The 18,294-nt window shown below is 56.6% G+C and carries 20 protein-coding genes; 12 read left to right on the forward strand and 8 right to left on the reverse strand.

The window, feature by feature from the left end:
• Positions 1–73 precede the first annotated feature (73 nt).
• The 3 genes from RAL88_RS19085 to RAL88_RS19095 are packed head-to-tail and all read right to left on the reverse strand — an operon-like array spanning position 74 to position 4,205.
• The gene (locus tag RAL88_RS19085) at positions 74–1,063 is read right to left on the reverse strand and encodes a TAXI family TRAP transporter solute-binding subunit (RefSeq protein ID WP_306265616.1); all 990 of its coding nucleotides are present in this window, start codon (positions 1,061–1,063) and stop codon (positions 74–76) included.
• The gene (locus RAL88_RS19090; RefSeq protein WP_306265617.1) at positions 1,060–2,988 is read right to left on the reverse strand and encodes a TRAP transporter fused permease subunit; all 1,929 of its coding nucleotides are present in this window, start codon (positions 2,986–2,988) and stop codon (positions 1,060–1,062) included. Before RAL88_RS19090 ends, RAL88_RS19085 begins: the two co-directional genes overlap by 4 nt.
• Entirely contained in the window at positions 2,985–4,205 is a 1,221-nt protein-coding gene (locus tag RAL88_RS19095) for an ROK family transcriptional regulator (RefSeq protein ID WP_306265618.1), read from the reverse strand. Before RAL88_RS19095 ends, RAL88_RS19090 begins: the two co-directional genes overlap by 4 nt.
• A gap of 334 nt (positions 4,206–4,539) precedes the next feature.
• Between RAL88_RS19095 and betC the strand changes: the two genes are divergently transcribed.
• Complete coding sequence (gene betC, locus RAL88_RS19100) at positions 4,540–6,093, forward strand: choline-sulfatase (protein WP_306265621.1); 1,554 nt, start codon at positions 4,540–4,542, stop codon at positions 6,091–6,093.
• A 443-nt stretch (positions 6,094–6,536) separates the two neighbouring features.
• Here the strand turns inward: betC and RAL88_RS19105 are convergent, their stop codons facing one another.
• Complete coding sequence (locus RAL88_RS19105) at positions 6,537–6,680, reverse strand: hypothetical protein (protein WP_306265622.1); 144 nt, start codon at positions 6,678–6,680, stop codon at positions 6,537–6,539.
• Between RAL88_RS19105 and RAL88_RS19110 the strand changes: the two genes are divergently transcribed.
• Entirely contained in the window at positions 6,661–7,134 is a 474-nt protein-coding gene (locus RAL88_RS19110; RefSeq protein WP_306265623.1) for an EamA family transporter, read from the forward strand. The two genes, RAL88_RS19105 and RAL88_RS19110, sit on opposite strands and share 20 nt — an antisense overlap.
• Positions 7,135–7,209: 75 nt before the next feature.
• On the opposite strand, the gene RAL88_RS19115 is transcribed toward RAL88_RS19110, so the two are convergent.
• Complete coding sequence (locus RAL88_RS19115) at positions 7,210–7,716, reverse strand: GFA family protein (protein ID WP_306265624.1); 507 nt, start codon at positions 7,714–7,716, stop codon at positions 7,210–7,212.
• Between the two features lie 96 nt (positions 7,717–7,812).
• Positions 7,813–8,181 carry a group 1 truncated hemoglobin gene (locus RAL88_RS19120; RefSeq protein ID WP_306265626.1) on the reverse strand — a complete coding sequence of 123 codons (369 nt, stop codon included), beginning with the start codon at positions 8,179–8,181 and terminating at the stop codon, positions 7,813–7,815.
• Here RAL88_RS19120 and RAL88_RS19125 point away from each other — a divergent pair.
• Positions 8,175–8,396: a hypothetical protein gene (locus RAL88_RS19125; protein WP_306265627.1), complete on the forward strand. Its 222-nt coding sequence runs from the start codon at positions 8,175–8,177 to the stop codon at positions 8,394–8,396. The two genes, RAL88_RS19120 and RAL88_RS19125, sit on opposite strands and share 7 nt — an antisense overlap.
• Here RAL88_RS19125 and RAL88_RS19130 read toward each other — a convergent pair.
• Positions 8,370–8,885, reverse strand: coding sequence for an OsmC family protein (locus RAL88_RS19130; RefSeq protein WP_306265629.1), 516 nt, complete (start codon positions 8,883–8,885; stop codon positions 8,370–8,372). The two genes, RAL88_RS19125 and RAL88_RS19130, sit on opposite strands and share 27 nt — an antisense overlap.
• Between RAL88_RS19130 and RAL88_RS19135 the strand changes: the two genes are divergently transcribed.
• The gene (locus RAL88_RS19135; protein WP_306265630.1) at positions 8,869–9,429 is read left to right on the forward strand and encodes a LysR family transcriptional regulator; all 561 of its coding nucleotides are present in this window, start codon (positions 8,869–8,871) and stop codon (positions 9,427–9,429) included. The genes RAL88_RS19130 and RAL88_RS19135 overlap by 17 nt on opposite strands.
• Positions 9,411–9,992, forward strand: coding sequence for a substrate-binding domain-containing protein (locus tag RAL88_RS19140; RefSeq protein ID WP_306265631.1), 582 nt, complete (start codon positions 9,411–9,413; stop codon positions 9,990–9,992). The genes RAL88_RS19135 and RAL88_RS19140 overlap by 19 nt, the downstream gene beginning before the upstream one ends.
• Before the next feature lie 71 nt (positions 9,993–10,063).
• On the opposite strand, the gene RAL88_RS19145 is transcribed toward RAL88_RS19140, so the two are convergent.
• Entirely contained in the window at positions 10,064–10,567 is a 504-nt protein-coding gene (locus RAL88_RS19145; protein WP_306265633.1) for an Lrp/AsnC family transcriptional regulator, read from the reverse strand.
• Between the two features lie 180 nt (positions 10,568–10,747).
• On the opposite strand from RAL88_RS19145, the gene RAL88_RS19150 reads away from it, so the two are divergent.
• The 7 genes from RAL88_RS19150 (at position 10,748) to hemA (ending at position 18,029) form a co-directional block, all read left to right on the forward strand.
• A complete protein-coding gene (locus RAL88_RS19150; RefSeq protein WP_306265634.1) occupies positions 10,748–11,374 on the forward strand; it encodes a LysE family translocator in 627 nt (208 codons plus the stop codon).
• A gap of 60 nt (positions 11,375–11,434) precedes the next feature.
• Positions 11,435–12,190, forward strand: coding sequence for a sugar phosphate isomerase/epimerase (locus RAL88_RS19155; protein WP_306265636.1), 756 nt, complete (start codon positions 11,435–11,437; stop codon positions 12,188–12,190).
• Between the two features lie 11 nt (positions 12,191–12,201).
• Complete coding sequence (locus tag RAL88_RS19160; RefSeq protein ID WP_306265638.1) at positions 12,202–13,350, forward strand: Gfo/Idh/MocA family protein; 1,149 nt, start codon at positions 12,202–12,204, stop codon at positions 13,348–13,350.
• Between the two features lie 36 nt (positions 13,351–13,386).
• Entirely contained in the window at positions 13,387–14,436 is a 1,050-nt protein-coding gene (gene mgrA, locus RAL88_RS19165) for an L-glyceraldehyde 3-phosphate reductase (protein WP_306265639.1), read from the forward strand.
• Positions 14,437–14,636: 200 nt separating this feature from the next.
• Positions 14,637–15,497, forward strand: a complete 861-nt coding sequence (locus RAL88_RS19170) for an endonuclease/exonuclease/phosphatase family protein (protein WP_306265640.1) — start codon at positions 14,637–14,639, stop codon at positions 15,495–15,497.
• 173 nt (positions 15,498–15,670) lie between these two features.
• Entirely contained in the window at positions 15,671–16,519 is an 849-nt protein-coding gene (locus RAL88_RS19175) for a fumarylacetoacetate hydrolase family protein (protein ID WP_306265642.1), read from the forward strand.
• Between the two features lie 295 nt (positions 16,520–16,814).
• Complete coding sequence (hemA, locus tag RAL88_RS19180; protein WP_306265643.1) at positions 16,815–18,029, forward strand: 5-aminolevulinate synthase; 1,215 nt, start codon at positions 16,815–16,817, stop codon at positions 18,027–18,029.
• The last annotated feature ends 265 nt before the right edge of the window (positions 18,030–18,294 follow it).

An 18,294-nucleotide genomic window follows, 5' to 3' on the forward strand; every position in this document is an offset into this window, starting at 1 on the left:
ATTCCGCGGCAGAAAGGCCGTTCCCCCTGGAAGGCTGGGAGCGGCCCTTCGTTGTCGACGGGAACCCGTGTCGTCACGGCTTGGATGTGCGGGTCACGAATTCCTCGATGCCGGAGGCGCCAGCCTCGCGGTAGTAGCGCAATGCTCCAGGATGCAGAGGGGCTTCGAATCCGGTCAGGATCGTGTTTAAGCTGACGCGGCCCCATGCCGGGTGGACGCCGGCCATATGGTCGAGGTTTTCCATGATCAGCTTGGTTGTCTCGTAGACGATATCTTCAGAGACGTCGGCGCGCACGACGAGGACATTGCCGAGCTGGTAGGATGGGATAGCCTCGATGTGGCCCTTGTAAGTGTTGGCAGGAATTTCTCCGCTCTGATAGGCGCCGCTGACCTTCTGTATGCGGTCAACGACATCCCCGGGGATAGGCAGGATCCGGATATCAGACGTCGATTGCAGTTGCAGGAGCGGCGGCAGCGGATGCGTCCCGTTCCATACGAGGGCATCGATCTGGCCGTCCCCCAACATCTGTGCCATCTGACCGAGCGGCACGCGGAAGGCTTCGAAGTCAGATTCCGGGTTCAGCCCAACTGCCCCCATCAGGATTTCGGCATCGAGCATCGAAGTCCCCCCCGGTTGGCCGATCCCCACGCGCTTGGCGCGCAAATCCTCGAGGCTTTGAATGTCGCTCGACGCGGGGACAACGACATGTTGAAGGATCGGAGCGACCGAGAGCCAGGACATGATCTGGCCCGGCTCCTCGTCTGCGAAATCGCCAAGCGCGTTATATGCTTCATAGGCGAGTTTTGAGTTCGCGAATCCGGCCTCGATCTGCTTGTCCATCATCAGAGCGACATTGGCGAGATAGCCCTTGGTGCCCTCCGCCGTGAACTCCACATTCTCCAGGTTGCGATTGGCGAGATCTGAGATGCCTGCGGCCCACTGATAGGCCGTATTACCGATCGGATTGGAGCCGATCGAGATATAGGTCTTCTGTGCAAGCGCCGCAGTACCACTGGCGGCTGTGATCACCGCAGCTGCGGTCAGTCTGGTCAGCAGGTTCATGATGTTCCTCCCTTTTTGCTGAGTTCTGGGTTTCGAATCGATTCAGTGTCCAGTGCGGGGCTTCGCGTCATCGCCTGCCATGTGAAGGACAGGGCCATCAGAGCAAGGCCCGCAATATTGGTGATCCACCCCGGCTGGATCAGAAGCAGCGCCCCCACGAAGAGGATGGCGCGTTGAAACATGTTGGCCTTACCCCAGGCCCAACCCTGTACGGCACAGGCGAGCGCCATAGCGCCGATACAGGCGGTGACGGTCGCCAGAACGACAGAGCCGAGCGGGCCGTCGCCGAGCAGCCGGGCGTCGAAGACGAAGAAATAGGGTACGAGAAAGGCGACCAGGCCGTATTTGACGGCCGTCATCGCGATCCGCATCGGATTCTCCCCTGACAGCGCGGCGGCGGCAAAGGCAGCAAGTGCAACCGGCGGCGTGATTGCCGACAGCATCGCCGAATAGAACACGAAGAAATGCGCGGCGATGAGGCTGACGCCCATTTCCACCAGTGCGGGCGCGGCGAGCGTCGCGACGAGGATATAGGCCGCTGCGGTCGGCAGGCCCATGCCGAGGATCAGCGACGCAGCCATTGTCAGCAATAGGGCGATCATGAGATTGTTACCGGATAAAGTGACGATCAGTGAGGAGAATTTGAGGCCGAGTCCGGTCAGCGTCACAACGGCGATGATGATGCCGGCTGCTGCCGTTGCCATGGCGACCGGAAGCACGGCAGCGGTCGCGCTGCGGCAGATCGCGATGGCCTGGTGCGGCCCGATCCATGTGTGACGGCGCAGGCAGCTCAGCACGAACAATGTCACGATTGCCCAAAGCGAGGCGAACATCACCGAATATCCGACCGCGAGAAAACCGATGAAAGTCGGAATCGCGACCAGAACATGACCTCGCTCGATCAGCGAGGCGCGGGCATCTGGCAATTCGGAGGTTGGCAGAGCCTTGAGTCCGGTGCGAAGCGCCTCAAGATGTACGGCCGAGAAGACGGCAACGTAGAACAGCAGCGCCGGAATGATTGCCGCAACAGCAATTTCGCCATAGGCGGTTTCGGTGATATCGGCCATGAGAAAGGCTGCGGCTCCCATGATCGGCGGCATCAATTGACCGCCGGTCGAGGCGACGGCCTCGATCGCGGCAGCGACGCGCGGATGGTAGCCGCCGCGTTTCATCAGTGGGATCGAAATCGTGCCGGTGGTCAGCACATTCGCGACGGCGGTGCCCGAGATCATCCCCATGAGGCTCGAGCCGACGACGGCGGCCTTCGCTGGTCCGCCGCGCGAACGTCCTGTCAGCGCCACGGCGATATCCATTAAGACACCGGTTGCCCCGGTGCCTTCCAGCATCGCACCCAGAATCACGATCAGGATGACGAAGGTGGCCGAGACGCCCAGGGGCGTGCCGAAGATCCCGTCGGCCCCCATATAGACCTGGCTCAGAACCCGCGGAAGATCGTAGCCGCGATGCGCGAGATCTCCGGGCAAAACCTGGCCGAAGATCGCGTAAATCAGGAAGACAAGTGCCAGAATCACCATTGACCAGCCGATTGTGCGTCGTGTGGCGTCGAGCAACAGAAATGTTGCCGCCCCGGCAATCCAGAGTTCGAACGGCAGGATCGCACCCCAGCGCGCTACGATTTCGTCGTAAAACACGACTTGGTAGTACACCGAGGAGACCGCCGCGACGCCGAAAGTCAAAGCCACCCAGCGTTTCCAACCGGTCGTGCGCGCGGCCGCCACGATATAGACGGCGGCAAGTGCCAGCGCCAGATGTGTGCCGCGCTGGATGATGTCTACAAAGACTCCGAAGAATGCCGTCCAGAGCGCGAAACCGACGAGGCCCGCAGCGACGAGGTTCAGCGCCCAATCGAAGCGGCGGGGCAGGGACGCCTCGGGGGCATCATGAATGTCGGTCGGAAGGCTCACCTTACTGCCCTTTTCTGCTTGGTCGCTGTCAGCGCGGCGATGTCAAATTGTGGCACCGCGACGAAGCGCTGGAAGGCCAGTCGCGCCGCAGCAGAAGCAGAATGCACGGTGTCGTGGCCGATCACGATCTCCACTTTGGAAGCTGATCGTTCCAGTTCAGCACAAAGCGCCCGGCTGTAGCGCTTGTCGCGCCCTAGCTGACCGGTGAGCAGTAGTTTCTCGGGCATGAGAAACTTCAGCAGCGGCGCCAGATGCTGCCCAAGGGCCTTGCCCGCATCGGAGATGGCCGCTGTGATTTCCGCCCTATCAGATGCAAGTGCCTCGCGCAGATTCGCCTCCTCCTGAGGAAGCGTGATCGCATCCGTCGAAATCGGGTGAGCTCGCCCGATGCGGCGCAGGACAGACCGACCCGACGCAACGGTGTTCAGACACCCCGATTTCCCGCAGATGCAGGGAAGATGACCACCCTCCGCAGGCAGATGCCCGATCTGCCCCGCAGTATTATCATGTCCCGCGAGAATCCTGCTTCCGGTCAGAACCGCGCTACCGAGATTCTGGGCCGCGCGCACGATGAAGGCGTTCTGACAGCCAGCAATTGCGCCGTACCGCGCCTCGGATAATATGATGGCGCGACTGGAGTTTTCCACATCGACCGGCCATGGCAGACGATCCGTGAGCCCGGCGAGCACATCGACGTTCGACCATCCCAGATACGGCGCATCGACCATGACGTGCCCGCCACTGTCGAAATAGCCGGCGAGGGCAACCACAGCGCCCAGCACGGGTACGCCGGAGGTGTCCTCCGCAATCAGATCGCACGCGGCCGCCGTGCATTCGTCGAGGACCCGGTCGGCGTCAGCGATGTTGCTGAAGTGTAACGGCGTTCGCACCACCTCGTCACCGCAAAGATCCGAGAGCTGGACGCTGGCATTGAAGGGCAGGATCGAAATCCCGACAAGTCGCCCGCCCGAGGGGTTGAGTTTAAGCTGCGTGCGGCGCGGTCCGCGCACGCCCTTCTTGGCAATGGCCGCGCCTTCGACCACCAGACCCGCTTCGATAAGTTCTGACACAATACGGCTGACCGCCGCGACGGTGAGCGCCATACGCACAGCAAGTGTGGTGCGGTCCAGCCCCGGTTCGCGGGACAATAGATCAAGAATGCGGGCGCGATTTACGCCACCGCGCAGAAGGTCTTTGGATACACCCGAATAAGCCATTTAATGTTCGCTCTTGACGTTGGCATAAATAATTACTTAAAGTAAGCAAATATAAAACCCGATGTCAATGAGCTAAAGTGAAAGCGGGTGATACGCACTGGTGAGATTTAGTTCGCACGTGCCTCCAGAGTGACCTGCCCAGCAACGATTACGACTACATCGGCGTCGGATCGGGCTCCGCCCGTTCGCTTCTGGCCGCACGGTTCGGCGAGGGCGGTGCGTGTGCTCTGGTGATCGAAGCCGGGGGGGCAAGATCGCGGATTCTGGCTGAGATTGGCAGTCGGATACTTCAAGACGATCTACAATTGAGCTATCAGCAAGGAGACCATCTACCATGACGCGCCAGCCCAACATTCTTGTCATTCAGGCCGATCAACTGACCGCGCTCTGCCTTTCGGCCTATGGCCGACCTCTGGCCAAAACACCCAACATCGACCGGTTGTCAGAGGAAGGAACCGTCTTTTCACGGGCCTACTGCAACTATCCGGTCTGCGGCCCCTCACGCGCGTCGATGATGACAGGGCGTCTGCCCTCGCAGATTGGCGCTTTCGACAATGGCGCTCCGTTCGGCTGCCACGAGCCGACCTATGCACACTACCTGCGTCGTCTTGGTTACGACACGACGCTGATCGGCAAGATGCATTTCGTCGGCCCCGATCAACTGCACGGGTTCGAGCGGCGGCTGACGACGGATATCTATCCCTCGGATTTTGGCTGGACGGCGGACTGGCGGCAAACCCGGGAACCCTATTCCCCGTCACGAATGAGCCTGCAAGGCGTGGTCGAGGCAGGCACCTGCGTGCGCAGCCTGCAACTCGACTATGACGAACAGGTCTTCAATTCGGCGCGGCAAGAGCTTTTCGACCATGCCCGTCGCCCTGACGCGCGGCCTTTCCTGACCCATGTCTCATTCACCCATCCGCACAACCCTTTCGTCATCACGAAGGAATTCTGGAACCTCTACGAAGGCGTGGACATTCCGGATCCCGAGGTGGAGCATATTCCTGTCGACGCGCGCGATCCGTGGTCGCAACGTTACGCGAAGACAATCCGCGAGGACGAGTTCGAGATCACACCAGAGCGGTTGACACGGGCGCGTCGCGCCTATTTCGCGATGGTTACCTACTTCGACAGTCTTGTCGGCGGCCTGATCGATGTCCTTGAATCCACAGGCGCACTTGCCGACACGGTCGTCATCATCACGTCGGATCACGGCGAGATGCTGGGCGAACGGGGGACGTGGTTCAAATTTCTGCCATTCGAGCCCTCGGTGCGTGTGCCACTCATCGTTCGCGGCCCTGGGTTTCGGGCTGGGCACAGCGAAACGGCGCTGGTCTCGCTGGTCGATCTGCTCCCGACATTTACGGACATCGCCAGCGAAGGCAGTTTTGCAGATTTTGCCGCGCCGCGCGATGGCCGAAGTCTTTTCGCATTGCCATGCGCTGGAAGCACAAACGACCACGTGTTTATCGAGTTCACCGGAGAAGGCGTCTACGCCCCTGCACTGACACTCGTGCAGGGATCGAAGAAGCTGGTCGAATGTCGCACTGATCCGCCGATGATGTTCGATCTGGACGATGATCCCGGGGAGCGGCGCAATATTGCCGGCACCGGCGACAGCGACGAGGCCGCCATGCGGGTGGTGATGCGATTGCGCTGGGACGCAGAGAGATTGGACAGTGCGGTTCGGACCTCGCAGGAAAAGCGGCTCGATCTGCAGAAAGCGATGAAAGCAGGTCAGTTTCCCACATGGGACTATGCACCGCCATTTGACGCCTCACGCGCCTTCGTCAGGGGCGCAATCGACCCCAATACGACCGCGACCAAATCGCAGAAACGGTTTCCCTTCGTTCCACCGACACCGCCGCAATTTCCAAGGTCACGATAATTCGCAATCAGCGATATTGGGGCAGGGCGCTTCAGTCTTTCGCTGTCGAGCGTTATCTTTCACCGGATCGGTTTGGCAATGATTTGCTGATGGCTTGTCCCTCTCGCGCTACCAGCGAAGGAAATGCCTGAGCTCGGTCAACAGGTCGCAACTTGAGACATATGCATTGCGTTCTCGGCTTTCCCTTCCCAACACTCTGGCGACCTGTCAGACGAACGGATGATTGAAGGCTTGCGCATCCGTGGCAGGGGCGAACGAGCGCAGGAGGCCAGAGTCGCTATGATCAAGGATTGCGCCGCCCTTTGGGGCGGACGAGAGACGCGGACCAAGTCCTGACCCTAGCAATCCAGCTTGGATGTCTCGACACCGTGTTGCGGCGCGCTGTTGTTCTCAACCGAAGCCAAAAGGGCACTGACCAGAACACGCCCGGCCTCTGTCACATCTTAGCGGAGGACGATGACTTCCTTTGTAAAATGTTTCAAAAACGCGATGGCCTCTACGATCGCCACCACTGCGTTGGTCGAACCGGTGATGAAGCCATAGGGCGGATGGGTCGGGATATTGCTGGTGTCCTTCGGAATCAGCATTCTGTTTTTCGGCCGCAGACACGCGCACGCCAATCCTCAGGCTGTCGTGGCCGCAGTTCTGACAGGATTTGCCATCGCCTCCTATTCGGTTGTCGATGGTCTGGGAGTGCGGGCCTCGCAAAGCCCGCTGGGTTATATTGGCTGGCTGTTTCTGCTGGAATGCATTCCCGGTGCCTGGTTTATTCTCTACCGCCGCCGGGTGCTGAGTGCGGTGCGCTGGCGAACCATTCTTATCGGTTTCGTCGGCGGCCTCGTCTCGGCCGTTGCCTATGGACTGGCGATTTATGCAAAAAGCCTGACCAGCCTTGGCACCGTGTCGGCCATTCGCGAATCCAGCGTTATCATTGCTGCGCTGATTGGCGTGATCTGGTTCAAGGAGCGCCCCTGGAAACTGCGCCTGCTGGCCGCCTCTGTTGTTGCAGGCGGGGTGATTTTACTGGCGCTGCGGGTCTGAAGCGGCAGCGATAGAGATACTGCTATCTCGCACCCGCAGCTTTCGCCGCAGATACGCCATATCCTCGGCTTCCCTTCAGGAAATCGTAAAGCCAGCGGCTTCTTCGATCTTTGCCAGGCGATCCATGCTCTCGGGCGACCAGGTCTCTTTGAAAATATAAAACCTTTCAACCCTGCGCTCTTCCCCTGGCAGAATGACCCACGGCTGTTTTGAGCAGGTGTATATATGCACATCTGGCGGTAATTGGTCCGGGTCATCAAGCGTGCCAACGCGAATGAACCGGATACGTTCACGTAAACCGCCCATATTGTAGTTGCTCCAAAGCGCGACTTTGCATTTGCAGCATCGGGTAATGATCTGGCCAGTGCCACTGGGTGTGGGAACCGTAATTTCCTCAACTTCACCCGAAATCAGCTCCACCCGATCAGCCTCAAAAAGGGCGTTCAGTGCAAAGGACGAACCGGAGTTTTTCTGACAGCCGCGGCAGTGGCAGCAATGTACGATCAAAGGTTCTGAAATTACCTGATAACGCATATAGCCACATGTGCAGCCACCATCCCTTGTTTGGGACTTGTTGTTCATGGCCTCCTCGATTTTTTGGTTTCCGCTGAAAGATGGTGTGCCGGGTTGCAGGCTCTTTGAAAGGAACCTGCCGAAGTTTCCTGACAACCAGTTGGGCTATGCTGTCACGATATCCGCTTTGAGGCCATCGAGGAAGCCCATCACCTCGCCGCCTTCGGTTTCGCCAACGCCAAGCTCGCCCGCAACACTGACGACGATCTCGATAAATCGCGTCCAGTCGGTTTGCGTTATCCCCATTCCGTGGTGCGCAAGCGCCATGTCGCGCCCGGTATAATACATCTGCCCACCGGTTTGATTGACCAGATAGTCGATCAGAATTTGCAGATCACGGGCGTTGCGGTCGGAACTGCGATTTTCCCAAAAGCGTCCAAGAATGTCATCCTGTTGTGCCTGGTCGATCAGTTTGGTTGCGAACATTGCAATTGCATCATAGCCGCCAAGGCGGGAGTAGAGAGAGTTTGTCATTCTCGATATCTCCTGAATTTGAGTTGAGTTTCAGCTATCGCGGTTTTCTAACCGAGGTGTCCGGGTCTGTTACCTGCGCCGACAGCCACGCGGATTATCAACAGTTTGATCGAGGCAAAGATGGTGCCGCACTTGAAGAGACGAACATGGCGAGCGGCACCAAAATATTGCTCTTTGATAGGGAGCGGTCAGGCAATCCTGACTTCTACCTTTGAAGGCGTTTCACGGCGACAGCCGTCAGCGACCGGGGAATGCGCCACCGCGAAATCAACAATCTCACGCAGAATTTTTTGGTCCACTCCCGCAGCACCAATAGTAACGCGGGTTCGCAAGCTCAGAGGGCCGGCACGAACCGATTTGTCCAGGCCGAGCAAGCCCCGGTCGTCAGAAACGCTGTCGGTTGTGACTTCAAGCGTGTCCAGCGTTACCCCTGACTGTGCAGCATGCAACGCTATTCTGGTGGCGTCACAGGTTGCCAGAGCTGCGCGTGACAGCCAGCCCGGTGACGGCGCCGAACCGCCGCCTCCGATGGCTTGGGGCATGTCGGTTACGATCGTGTTGCCGTCCTCGTCGGTGGCCCGGCAGCGCAGGCCATCTTCCATAACCGCAGTGATCGGAGGGTCGTTGCTCAGCGCGTCTTGCGGGTTTTCATTCAAGTAGGCGATAACATCTTTAACTGAATTCTGGATGTGTTCGACAGACATCTTATTCTCCCTTTATGAAGTCCTGTTCCCCTTCAAGGCGTCGCAGATGCTTGTATGTCTGCACAAGCAATGCGCGAGGATTGTTCGCGCTGAAGCTGGATTTCGTTTGCCAGTGTGCAGAGTTCAGGCCTTTTTTACTTGCCAAAATGGTCGCACCGGATCACGTTTTTGGGAATTGGAGAAAAATCGACAGCCGTTTTGCAAAAATGCACATGGCGGGGGAAACCGGATGCAATGGGATGATGCGCGCATATTTCTGACCGTAGCCCGTGAGGGTTCAATCAGCAGTGCGGCCAAGCGGTTGGGCGTGCAGCATTCCACCGTTTCGCGCCGTATTCGCGCGTTAGAGCAAAAACTGGCGACGCCTTTGGTTGAACGCAAGGCATCCGGCTATGTCCTGACCGAGGCCGGAGAAGAATTGAAACAATCCGCCAGCCGGATCGAGAACGAGCTGTTGTTCTCGATCCGGCTGGCGGTCAAGCCGAAGACGTCGCGGGGGAGTTGCGGGTCACAGCAATTGCCAACATGGCATCGACTGTGCTGATGCCGTATTTTGCGCGGTTCAGTGCCGCATACCCAAGGATCGAACTGAGCGTTCAGGTCACCAATGATTCCGTGCGCCTGTCAGAGCGCGAGGCCGATGTGGCAATCCGGCAGACCAACGAACCGCTGGAAACCTTAATCGGTACGCGCCTGACAACCGTTGCTTCGGCCGTCTATGGCGCGCGCGATTACTGTGCGGCGGTCAAATCGGGTCGGGCGGCGGAAAAATGGATTGGAGTTGATTGCTGCGAATATCACAGAGCCTGGACCAAGCAGGCCTGGCCGCAAGCTGAACACGAATTCTACGTCGACGAAACCTCGCTGACACTTGGGGCGTTGAAACAAGGGCTGGGTGTCGGTTTTCTGCCCTGCTTTCTGGGTGACAGCGACCCCGAGCTGGCGCGGTTTCGCGAACCTGAAAAGCAACATGAACTTGGGCTATGGCTGTTGTATCACCGTGATCTGCGCAACACCAAACGCGTGACACTGTTTCGCGAGCATATGCAGCGTGAGATCAAACAAGCCGCCGCGCTGTTCGAAGGCGCGGCACCAGCGTCGAACTAGTCAGGCGCGCCGTTCAGGCTCAGGCCCCATCAATTTCAATGGTGCCGAATGACGCCGGAGAAACGTCGCGTCTATTCAAGCGGCAGAGGTATGTCCGGCCAATCTTTTGTGATTTCTGCCTGAACGGGGCGATCGAGATAAGTCGTCAGAACGACATAGCTCTTTGTTCCACGCACGCCGGGCAGGGCATAAAGCTGGGCGAGGAACTTTTCCATCGCATCGGCATTTTCCGTTCTGATTTTCATGATCACGCAGGTATCGCCTGTCACCGAATGCAGTTCCTCCACTTCTGGAAAAGCGCGTAGTTTCATCATCCGTTCGCTCTTGCCCCAACCATTTGCGTCAACATGCACAAAGGCCAGAAAGGGCTTGCCAATCGCCGCGCCATCAATGGCAATCGATGTACCTGTGATGGTACCGGATGCTTTCAGCTTCTTGACCCGTTCGTGCACTGCTGGAGCTGAAAGCCCTACGGATTGACCAATGTCGGCGTAACTCTGACGGGCATCGCGCGCCAACTCGCCTAATATTGTTCGGTCAAAAGGGTCCAGGGGGCGGTCAATTGCATGGCTCATCTGAATATCCTCTGTTTCTTCAATCATTCAGCAATAAAGTCTTGAGCAGAATTTTATTCAGCTTAACCTAATATATACAGAACGTCATTCGGATATATTCGGTTTCGGTCTACATCGCTACGCCGCTTGATGCGGTCGCCTGGGTGCGATCGCTCAATCTGGAGAAATGGAGACTTTGTGATGACGTTAGAAATTTTTGCAATTTTTCTGGTAACCACGGCCGTCGTCGTCTTTTCACCCGGCGCAGCAGCCATTGCCGTTGCTTCACAAGGAGCCGCAAACGGAGGGCGAAAAGCCCTGGCCGGAGCCGTTGGAATTGCTGCAGCCAACGTTGTCTATTTTGTGTTATCGGCCACTGGTATTGCCTCACTCATCATCGCTTCCGGCACAGCTTTCATGATCATCAAGTGGGTCGGCGTTGGGTATCTGATCTGGTTGGGCCTCAACGCGTTTTTCAGTCCAGGCGGTGCCATTCAAATCAGACGCAACCAAAGCCCGTCGAGTACCCGGAGGCTGTTTAGCCAGGGCTTCATCATCGAGTTCGCAAATCCCAAGGCCCTGCTGTATTTCTCGGCGATCCTGCCTCAGTTCATCGATGCGAATGCCCCGATACTCCTGCAAATTCTTATTATGGGCGCTACTACACTGGTCATCGATCTGATATCTTACACGTGCTACGCCTTTCTGGGTGATTTCCTCACGCGTGGCGGATTAAAGCGCTGGGTGATCGGCGCGGTTAACAAGTCCGCTGGCGCAGCATTGCTGTTTGCTGCATTCCGGATGGCAAGCGTTAGCGCAACCAGATAGTTCGAGCACCTGAAGACCCTGATTTAGAAGCTGGTGACGGCAATCCATGGAGAAGGCGACATGACCGGATTTTCATATCAGTTGTACAGCTCCCGCAATGTCCCGGCTTTGAGCGACACTTTGACCATGCTGGCACGTCTGGGTTATACCGCAGTGGAGGGCTATGGCGGGTTATTTGCGGATCGTTCTGCCGTTGACAATCTGGTTGCCAGTCTGGGTGACAGCGGTCTGAAAATGCCAACTGCTCATATGGACATCGATATGGTGGAAAATCAGTCAGACCGGGTGCTGAAAATTGCCAGATCCGTCGGCATTGAAACTGTCTTTGTGCCGTTTTTGCTGCCCGAGGAGCGCCCGTCATCTACGGTTGGCTGGCGCGAGTTCGGCAAAAGGCTGGATGCAGCCGGTGCACCCTTGCGCGCTGCGGGCCTTGGCTTCGGCTGGCATAATCATGATTTTGAATTCTGCCCCGTCTCCACCGGGGAGATTCCGATGGATCTCATTCTTGAAGCCGCGCCAACGCTGGCATGGGAAGCAGATATTGCCTGGATTGTGCGCGGTGGAAGCGACCCGTTGGAATGGATTGAAAAGCATGGAAACCGGATTGCGGCGGTCCATGTCAAAGACATTGCGGCTGAGGGGCAAAATACCGACGAGGATGGCTGGGCGGATGTCGGTGACGGCACTATGGACTGGCCCGCCATTATGAAAGCCTTGCGCGGAAAATCAGTCACCCATTTCATCATGGAACATGATAATCCCAGCGACGACAAGCGATTTGCCGAGCGCTCGCTGAGTGCTGCCAAGAGTTTCTGAAGGGTCCGAAAATGAGCGTATTGGGAGTTGGAGTCATCGGCTGTGGAAACATTTCCACAACCTATTTTTCGCTGGCGCCGCTTTTCAGGAGTATCGAAATTCGGGCCTGTGCGGATATCAATAGGACGGCGGCAGAAGCCAGGGCAGCTGAATATGGCCTGCGCGCGGACACGATTGATGCGCTGCTGCAGGCCGATGATATTGATCTGATTGTCAATCTGACGATCCCGGATGCCCACTACCGTATCACCAGGCAAATTCTGGAAGCGGGCAAACATGCCTATTCGGAAAAGCCGGTGGTGCTCAGCCTCGCGGAAGGCAGAATGCTGCAGGATATCGCGGCACAGAAAGGCCTGAAGGTCGGCTCGGCCCCGGATACGTTTCTGGGCGGTGCACACCAGCAGGCTCGAGCCTTTATCGACAGTGGCGCGGCAGGAACGATTACCTCGGGCACCGCGATTGTTCTCAGCCGCGGTATGGAACACTGGCATCCCAATCCGGACTTCTTTTTCCAGCCCGGTGCCGGCCCGGTGCTGGATCTGGGACCTTATTATCTTGCCAATCTGATCAATCTGATCGGACCGGTGAAACGCGTCGCCGCGCTGACCTCCATGGCCTCAAAAACCCGGACGATTTCCAGCCAGCCGCGAGCCGGGGAAACGGTTCCGGTTGACACGCCGACCAATGTCCATGCGCTGCTGGAATTCGAGGAGGGCGCGACAATTACCATGCTGTCCAGCTGGGATGTCTGGGCACACCGGCATTTTGATATGGAATTATATGGCACCGGGGGCTCGCTCTATGTGCCCGATCCGAATTTCTTCGGCGGCACGGTGATGGCCGGCGGAAACAATTTTTCAAAGGTTGAGCCGCTGCCGGCTTGGGACCATCCTTTCGGCAAGAATAATCAGCAGCAGGATGGCGAAGCCTGTGCCAATTACCGGACAGCCGGACTGGCTGACATGGCCGTTGCCATTATGCAGGGAAGGGATCATCGCTGTTCGCTGGAGCGGGCGCTGCATGCAGTGGATGTGATGACCTCGATTCTCAAATCCGGCGAAACCGGCGAATTTGTCGCCATGACCACCACCTGCAGCAGACCTGCTGCTCTGGGCGTTGACGAAGCCCACACACTTTTGAAACAGGACACCCACTTTTGAAATAGGCCTCCCACTTTTGAAACAGGACAGATAATTATGAATTGGCATCCCAACGAAAACCGTTACGATAAAATGCGCTACAACCGTGTCGGCAACAGCGGTTTGAAAATTTCGGCGCTGTCACTGGGGCTGTGGCACAATTTTGGCGATGACACGCCGCACACCACCAAACAGGCTATCTGCCGTCAGGCGCTCGACAGCGGTATCACCCATTTTGATCTGGCCAATAATTACGGACCGCCTCCCGGATCGGCTGAAACTGCATTTGGTGAGATTCTGAAAGATGATTTTCACGGTCTGCGCGATGAGCTGATCATTTCTTCCAAGGCTGGATATCTGATGTGGCCCGGACCCTATGGCGAATGGGGCAGCCGCAAATATCTCATTGCCAGTTGTGACCAGAGCCTGAAACGTATGGGCCTCGATTATGTCGATATTTTTTATTCCCATCGTTTCGACCCAAAAACGCCGTTGGAAGAAACCATGGGCGCGCTGGATCATATTGTGCGCTCCGGCCGGGCGCTTTATGCCGGAATTTCCTCCTATAATTCCCAGCGCACACGGGAAGCGGCCAAAATCCTCAATGATCTTGGCACACCTTGCCTGATTCATCAGCCGAGCTATTCCATGCTCAATCGCTGGGTTGAGGAGGATGGATTGCTGAATACGCTGGACGATCTCGGGGTTGGCTCCATTGTGTTTTCTCCGCTGGCGCAGGGCATGCTGACCGACAAATATCTGGGCGGTGTTCCAGATGACAGCCGGGCGGCTCAGGATAAATCTCTCAACCCGGATTTTCTCAATGAGAAGACTCTGGCCAACATCCGTGCACTGAACGAGATCGCACAAAGCCGTGGCCAGACACTGGCACAGATGGCGATAGCCTGGGTTCTGCGCGGTGGCCGAGTCAGCACCGCGCTCATAGGTGCCAGCCGTCCCCAGCAGGTGGTGGATTGCGTTGCCGCGCTCGATAATCCTGAATTCAGCGATGAAGAGCTGGCCCGGATCGACAGCCACGCCAAGGATGCTGACATCAATCTGTGGGCAGCCTCCGCCGAGCGCAAAGGACCGCAGCGCAAGAAATAAGGGTGGGTCCGGCGCAGCATGGAATTGAGCGTCGTAGACCCGTTCAAGCAAGCAACCAGCCCGGCTTGGACGTCGGGTTCGAGCCCAAAATTGCCCTTCTTTCCAATTTGTGTGAGCGTAAATCCTTTCATCCAGGGTTGCCGCGAAAGAAGTCTTCGTAGACCATCTGCAATTACAGATTTGAGGACTGGTTTCACGTCATGCGCAGTTTGTTTGTCGGATTGGCTTTTGTGTCCGGCCTCTTCGTCGTCGTCGGATTCAGCGGCCCAATACACCGGAGCATTGACACCATTTCGATGGGACTGCCGGTGTTTGGATTAGTCTGCATTATCGGCATATTTGCGGCTAAACAGGTCTGGCTCAGGCTATTCTTTGCAACCACGGCAATTGCTGCCTGTCTTACAGTCGCAAGCTTCTTCTTGCCGCAAAACCCTGGTGGAGATCTGCGGTTATATTCAAAAAACCTATGGTATGCGAACTCGCAACTCCCGGCCTTGGTCGCGGATATAGAGGCAGCGCAGGTTGAGGTCGTTATGCTTCAAGAAGTTTCTGACCGAAATAAAGTAGTGCTTGAGCTGCTTCAAAAGAGTTTTCCTTTCCAGCATCTTTGCCGATTTTCGGGGTGGAGCGGGATCGCTCTGGCGTCGCGATACCCTTTTGATGGTGAGCCTGAATGCTCAAACTGGCGCGCTGTTGCTGTTGCGCCTATTCGGCTCGAAGGCAGAAGGGTATGGTTGGTATCAGCACATATCCCATGGCCGTGGCCATATGACAGCATCAATAACGAAACAGAAGCTGAACGAGTGCTCGCAGGGCTGGAGGGCATGGTGGTGATTGGTGGTGATTTCAATATCATGCCCTGGACAGGACGAGTCAGAAGAATAGCCTCGATAACAAATACCAAAATCGCCGGGCCTGTCAGACCCACGTTGAAATTTCGTAATTTACCGCTGCCCATTGACTTTGCTATGGGACCAAAGGGAGGTTCACTGGAAGTGCGCCCCTTGCTTGGTTCAGATCATGCCGGAATTGTCGCAAACTTAAAACTATGGTCGCCTTAAATCCAGCGAGCGGCGTATAGCGCTGCCCATCGGGCACCACCTTTGTGGTGCAATAACCGCAGCGCCATATTGGCACGGGTCGCCGCCTGTGCCATAGGAACGTCCACACCTTTCCAACCCAACCGGCCCAACCCGACCGGTTTACCTCAACAGACACAGTAAAGGAGCGGCACATGAAACTCGTCAGATACGGGGCGCTGGGCGCTGAAAAACCAGGCATGATTGATCAGGACGGCGCATTGCGCGATCTGTCAGGCCACCTGAATGACATTGAACCCTCTACGCTGACAAAGGATCGCCTGAGCGCTCTGCGCGCGCTCGACCCGGGCAATCTCCCGTTGGTGGACGGCCAGCCACGGTATGGCGCCTGCATCAGTGGCGTTCCGAATTTTTACTGTGTCGGTCTGAATTATGTAAATCACGCCAAGGAAAGCGGCATGGAACCACCGGCGGAGCCGATTCTGTTTTCCAAGGCAACGTCTTGCATTCAAGGACCGAACGATGAAATCATTATTCCCAAAGGCAGCGTAAAATCGGATTGGGAAGTTGAACTTGGAGTGGTTATCGGTGCTGTGACCGAGCATGTCAGCGAAGCAGACGCGCTCAACTGCGTCGCAGGTTATTGTCTGATCAATGACATGTCTGAACGCAGTTTCCAGATTGAACGTGGCGGCCAGTGGATCAAGGGCAAATCCGCACCCACTTTCGGCCCGATCGGACCATGGCTGGTGACGACGGACGAGATCCCCGATCCTCAGGTGCTGCCGCTCTGGCTGAAGCTGAACGGCAAGACCGTGCAGAATTCCAACACGTCGGATATGATTTTCTCGGTGGCCACCATTGTCAGCTATATGAGCCAGTTTATGCGCCTGATGCCGGGTGATGTCATCGCCACAGGCACCCCCGAAGGGGTTGGCATGGGCATGAAACCGCCTCGTTATCTGGTTGATGGCGACCAGTTGGAACTGGGAATTGACGGTTTGGGCGTGCAGAATCAGAATGTCCACGCATTCGGTCACTAGACGGATCTGAGACTTGGATTGCTGAATTCGTTGTGAATCAGCCCGATTGGATTTTTCCGGTCGGGCGTTTTCAAGTGTTTGAAAGAATTGATAAAACAACGCCAGCAGCACAAAAAGTGGGCCCGTTTGATCTGAGTCAAACGCTTCGAATCCAGGATATGACACGGTCCACATGACAGGCAGAAGCGCCCATGCACACAAAAGGTTGAAGCTTCAAAACCGACGGAAAACTTCATTCCGGTTGAATTTGACGGTGTGGCTGCTAGATTGGAACGAGTAAAAAGTGGAGATCTCCATGGACTATAACGCGCTGTTCAGACAACAACTCGACAAGTTGCGTGAAGATGGTAATTACCGCGTTTTTGCCGAACTGGAACGTCACAGCGGCGGATTTCCAAAAGCCACGCGCCACCGCGATGGTGGCACCGACGAAGTTACGGTCTGGTGTTCCAATGATTATCTCGGCATGGGGCAGAATCCTGCGGTGATTGCAGCGATGAGCGATGTGATCGCAAAATCCGGAGCCGGAGCCGGCGGAACGCGGAACATTTCCGGCACCAATCACCATCATGTTTTGCTGGAACGCGAACTGGCCGATTTGCATCGCAAGGAAGATGCGCTGATATTCACGTCCGGCTATGTCTCGAATTGGGCGGCGCTGAGCACGCTTGGTTCGAAACTTCCTGGCTGCATTATCTATTCTGACGCCCTCAACCATGCCTCCATGATTGAAGGCATTCGCCACAGCCGGGCTGAAAAACGGGTTTTCAAACACAACTCTCCTGATGATTTACGGCGAAAACTGGCAGCAGATGACCCTGCAGCGCCGAAACTTGTGGCGTTTGAGTCGGTCTATTCGATGGATGGCGATATCGCACCAATCAAGGAATTGTGCGATGTCGCTGATGAATTCGGTGCCATGACCTATCTCGATGAAGTTCACGCAGTCGGTCTTTACGGACCGCGCGGCGGCGGCATCGCCGAACGCGAAGGTCTGATGGATCGGTTGACAGTGATCGAAGGCACACTTGGCAAAGCCTATGGTGTAATGGGCGGATATATTACCGGCTCAACCGAACTGTGCGATTTCGTCCGCAGTTTTGCCTCCGGCTTTATCTTTACCACCGCCATTCCGCCTGCTTTGGCGGCCGGTGCCGTTGCCAGCATCAAATATCTGAAAAACAGCCAGGCCGAGCGCATTCAGCACAAGGAACGCGTTGCCACATTGCGGGCCAAGCTAGATGCCAAGGGCATTCCGCACATGTCCAATCCCAGCCATATTGTGCCGGTAGTTGTCGGCAATGCGGCGAAATGCAAATGGATCAGCGATCTGCTGCTGGACAATTACGGCATTTACGTCCAGCCGATCAATTATCCAACGGTGCCGGAGGGTACCGAACGACTGCGCTTTACGCCCACACCGTTGCACACAGATGACGACATGGATCAACTGGTCCGCGCCCTGTCCGATCTGTGGTCACAGTGCGCGCTGTCGAGAGCTGTCGCTTAAAATTCCTCTGCAATTACCCTGATGCTTGCAGCGAAGCCGGGAAGCCGCCCGCCAGGGAATCACTCTCCGGGGAATCACTTGCCGCCCGGGGAATCACTTGCCGCCCGGGGAATCACTTGCCGCAGAGCCACTCGCTGCAGAATTACGGGCTCTATTGCGGACAGGTGGCTTCAATCCGCGGACCATTGTTCCGGTCTCCAAAAGCGCAGTTTTGGCTGATTAAACGGCTTCCTGCAGATTGAGCAAAATTTCAACTTGGCACAGA

Source organism: Pararhizobium sp. IMCC3301 (genome assembly GCF_030758315.1).
GTDB lineage: Bacteria > Pseudomonadota > Alphaproteobacteria > Rhizobiales.

Excerpts from the sequence above, each read along its gene's own strand:
- RAL88_RS19085 (WP_306265616.1), bottom strand. The coding sequence starts at position 1,063 with ATGAACCTGCTGACCAGACTGACCGCAGCTGCGGTGATCACAGCCGCC.
- RAL88_RS19095 (WP_306265618.1), bottom strand. The coding sequence starts at position 4,205 with ATGGCTTATTCGGGTGTATCCAAAGACCTTCTGCGCGGTGGCGTAAAT.
- betC (WP_306265621.1), top strand. The coding sequence starts at position 4,540 with ATGACGCGCCAGCCCAACATTCTTGTCATTCAGGCCGATCAACTGACC.
- RAL88_RS19105 (WP_306265622.1), bottom strand. The coding sequence starts at position 6,680 with ATGCTGATTCCGAAGGACACCAGCAATATCCCGACCCATCCGCCCTAT.
- RAL88_RS19115 (WP_306265624.1), bottom strand. The coding sequence starts at position 7,716 with ATGAACAACAAGTCCCAAACAAGGGATGGTGGCTGCACATGTGGCTAT.
- RAL88_RS19120 (WP_306265626.1), bottom strand. The coding sequence starts at position 8,181 with ATGACAAACTCTCTCTACTCCCGCCTTGGCGGCTATGATGCAATTGCA.
- RAL88_RS19135 (WP_306265630.1), top strand. The coding sequence starts at position 8,869 with ATGTGTTCGACAGACATCTTATTCTCCCTTTATGAAGTCCTGTTCCCC.
- RAL88_RS19130 (WP_306265629.1), bottom strand. The coding sequence starts at position 8,885 with ATGTCTGTCGAACACATCCAGAATTCAGTTAAAGATGTTATCGCCTAC.
- RAL88_RS19140 (WP_306265631.1), top strand. The coding sequence starts at position 9,411 with ATGGCATCGACTGTGCTGATGCCGTATTTTGCGCGGTTCAGTGCCGCA.
- RAL88_RS19145 (WP_306265633.1), bottom strand. The coding sequence starts at position 10,567 with ATGAGCCATGCAATTGACCGCCCCCTGGACCCTTTTGACCGAACAATA.
- RAL88_RS19150 (WP_306265634.1), top strand. The coding sequence starts at position 10,748 with ATGACGTTAGAAATTTTTGCAATTTTTCTGGTAACCACGGCCGTCGTC.
- RAL88_RS19155 (WP_306265636.1), top strand. The coding sequence starts at position 11,435 with ATGACCGGATTTTCATATCAGTTGTACAGCTCCCGCAATGTCCCGGCT.
- RAL88_RS19160 (WP_306265638.1), top strand. The coding sequence starts at position 12,202 with ATGAGCGTATTGGGAGTTGGAGTCATCGGCTGTGGAAACATTTCCACA.
- mgrA (WP_306265639.1), top strand. The coding sequence starts at position 13,387 with ATGAATTGGCATCCCAACGAAAACCGTTACGATAAAATGCGCTACAAC.
- RAL88_RS19170 (WP_306265640.1), top strand. The coding sequence starts at position 14,637 with ATGCGCAGTTTGTTTGTCGGATTGGCTTTTGTGTCCGGCCTCTTCGTC.
- RAL88_RS19175 (WP_306265642.1), top strand. The coding sequence starts at position 15,671 with ATGAAACTCGTCAGATACGGGGCGCTGGGCGCTGAAAAACCAGGCATG.
- hemA (WP_306265643.1), top strand. The coding sequence starts at position 16,815 with ATGGACTATAACGCGCTGTTCAGACAACAACTCGACAAGTTGCGTGAA.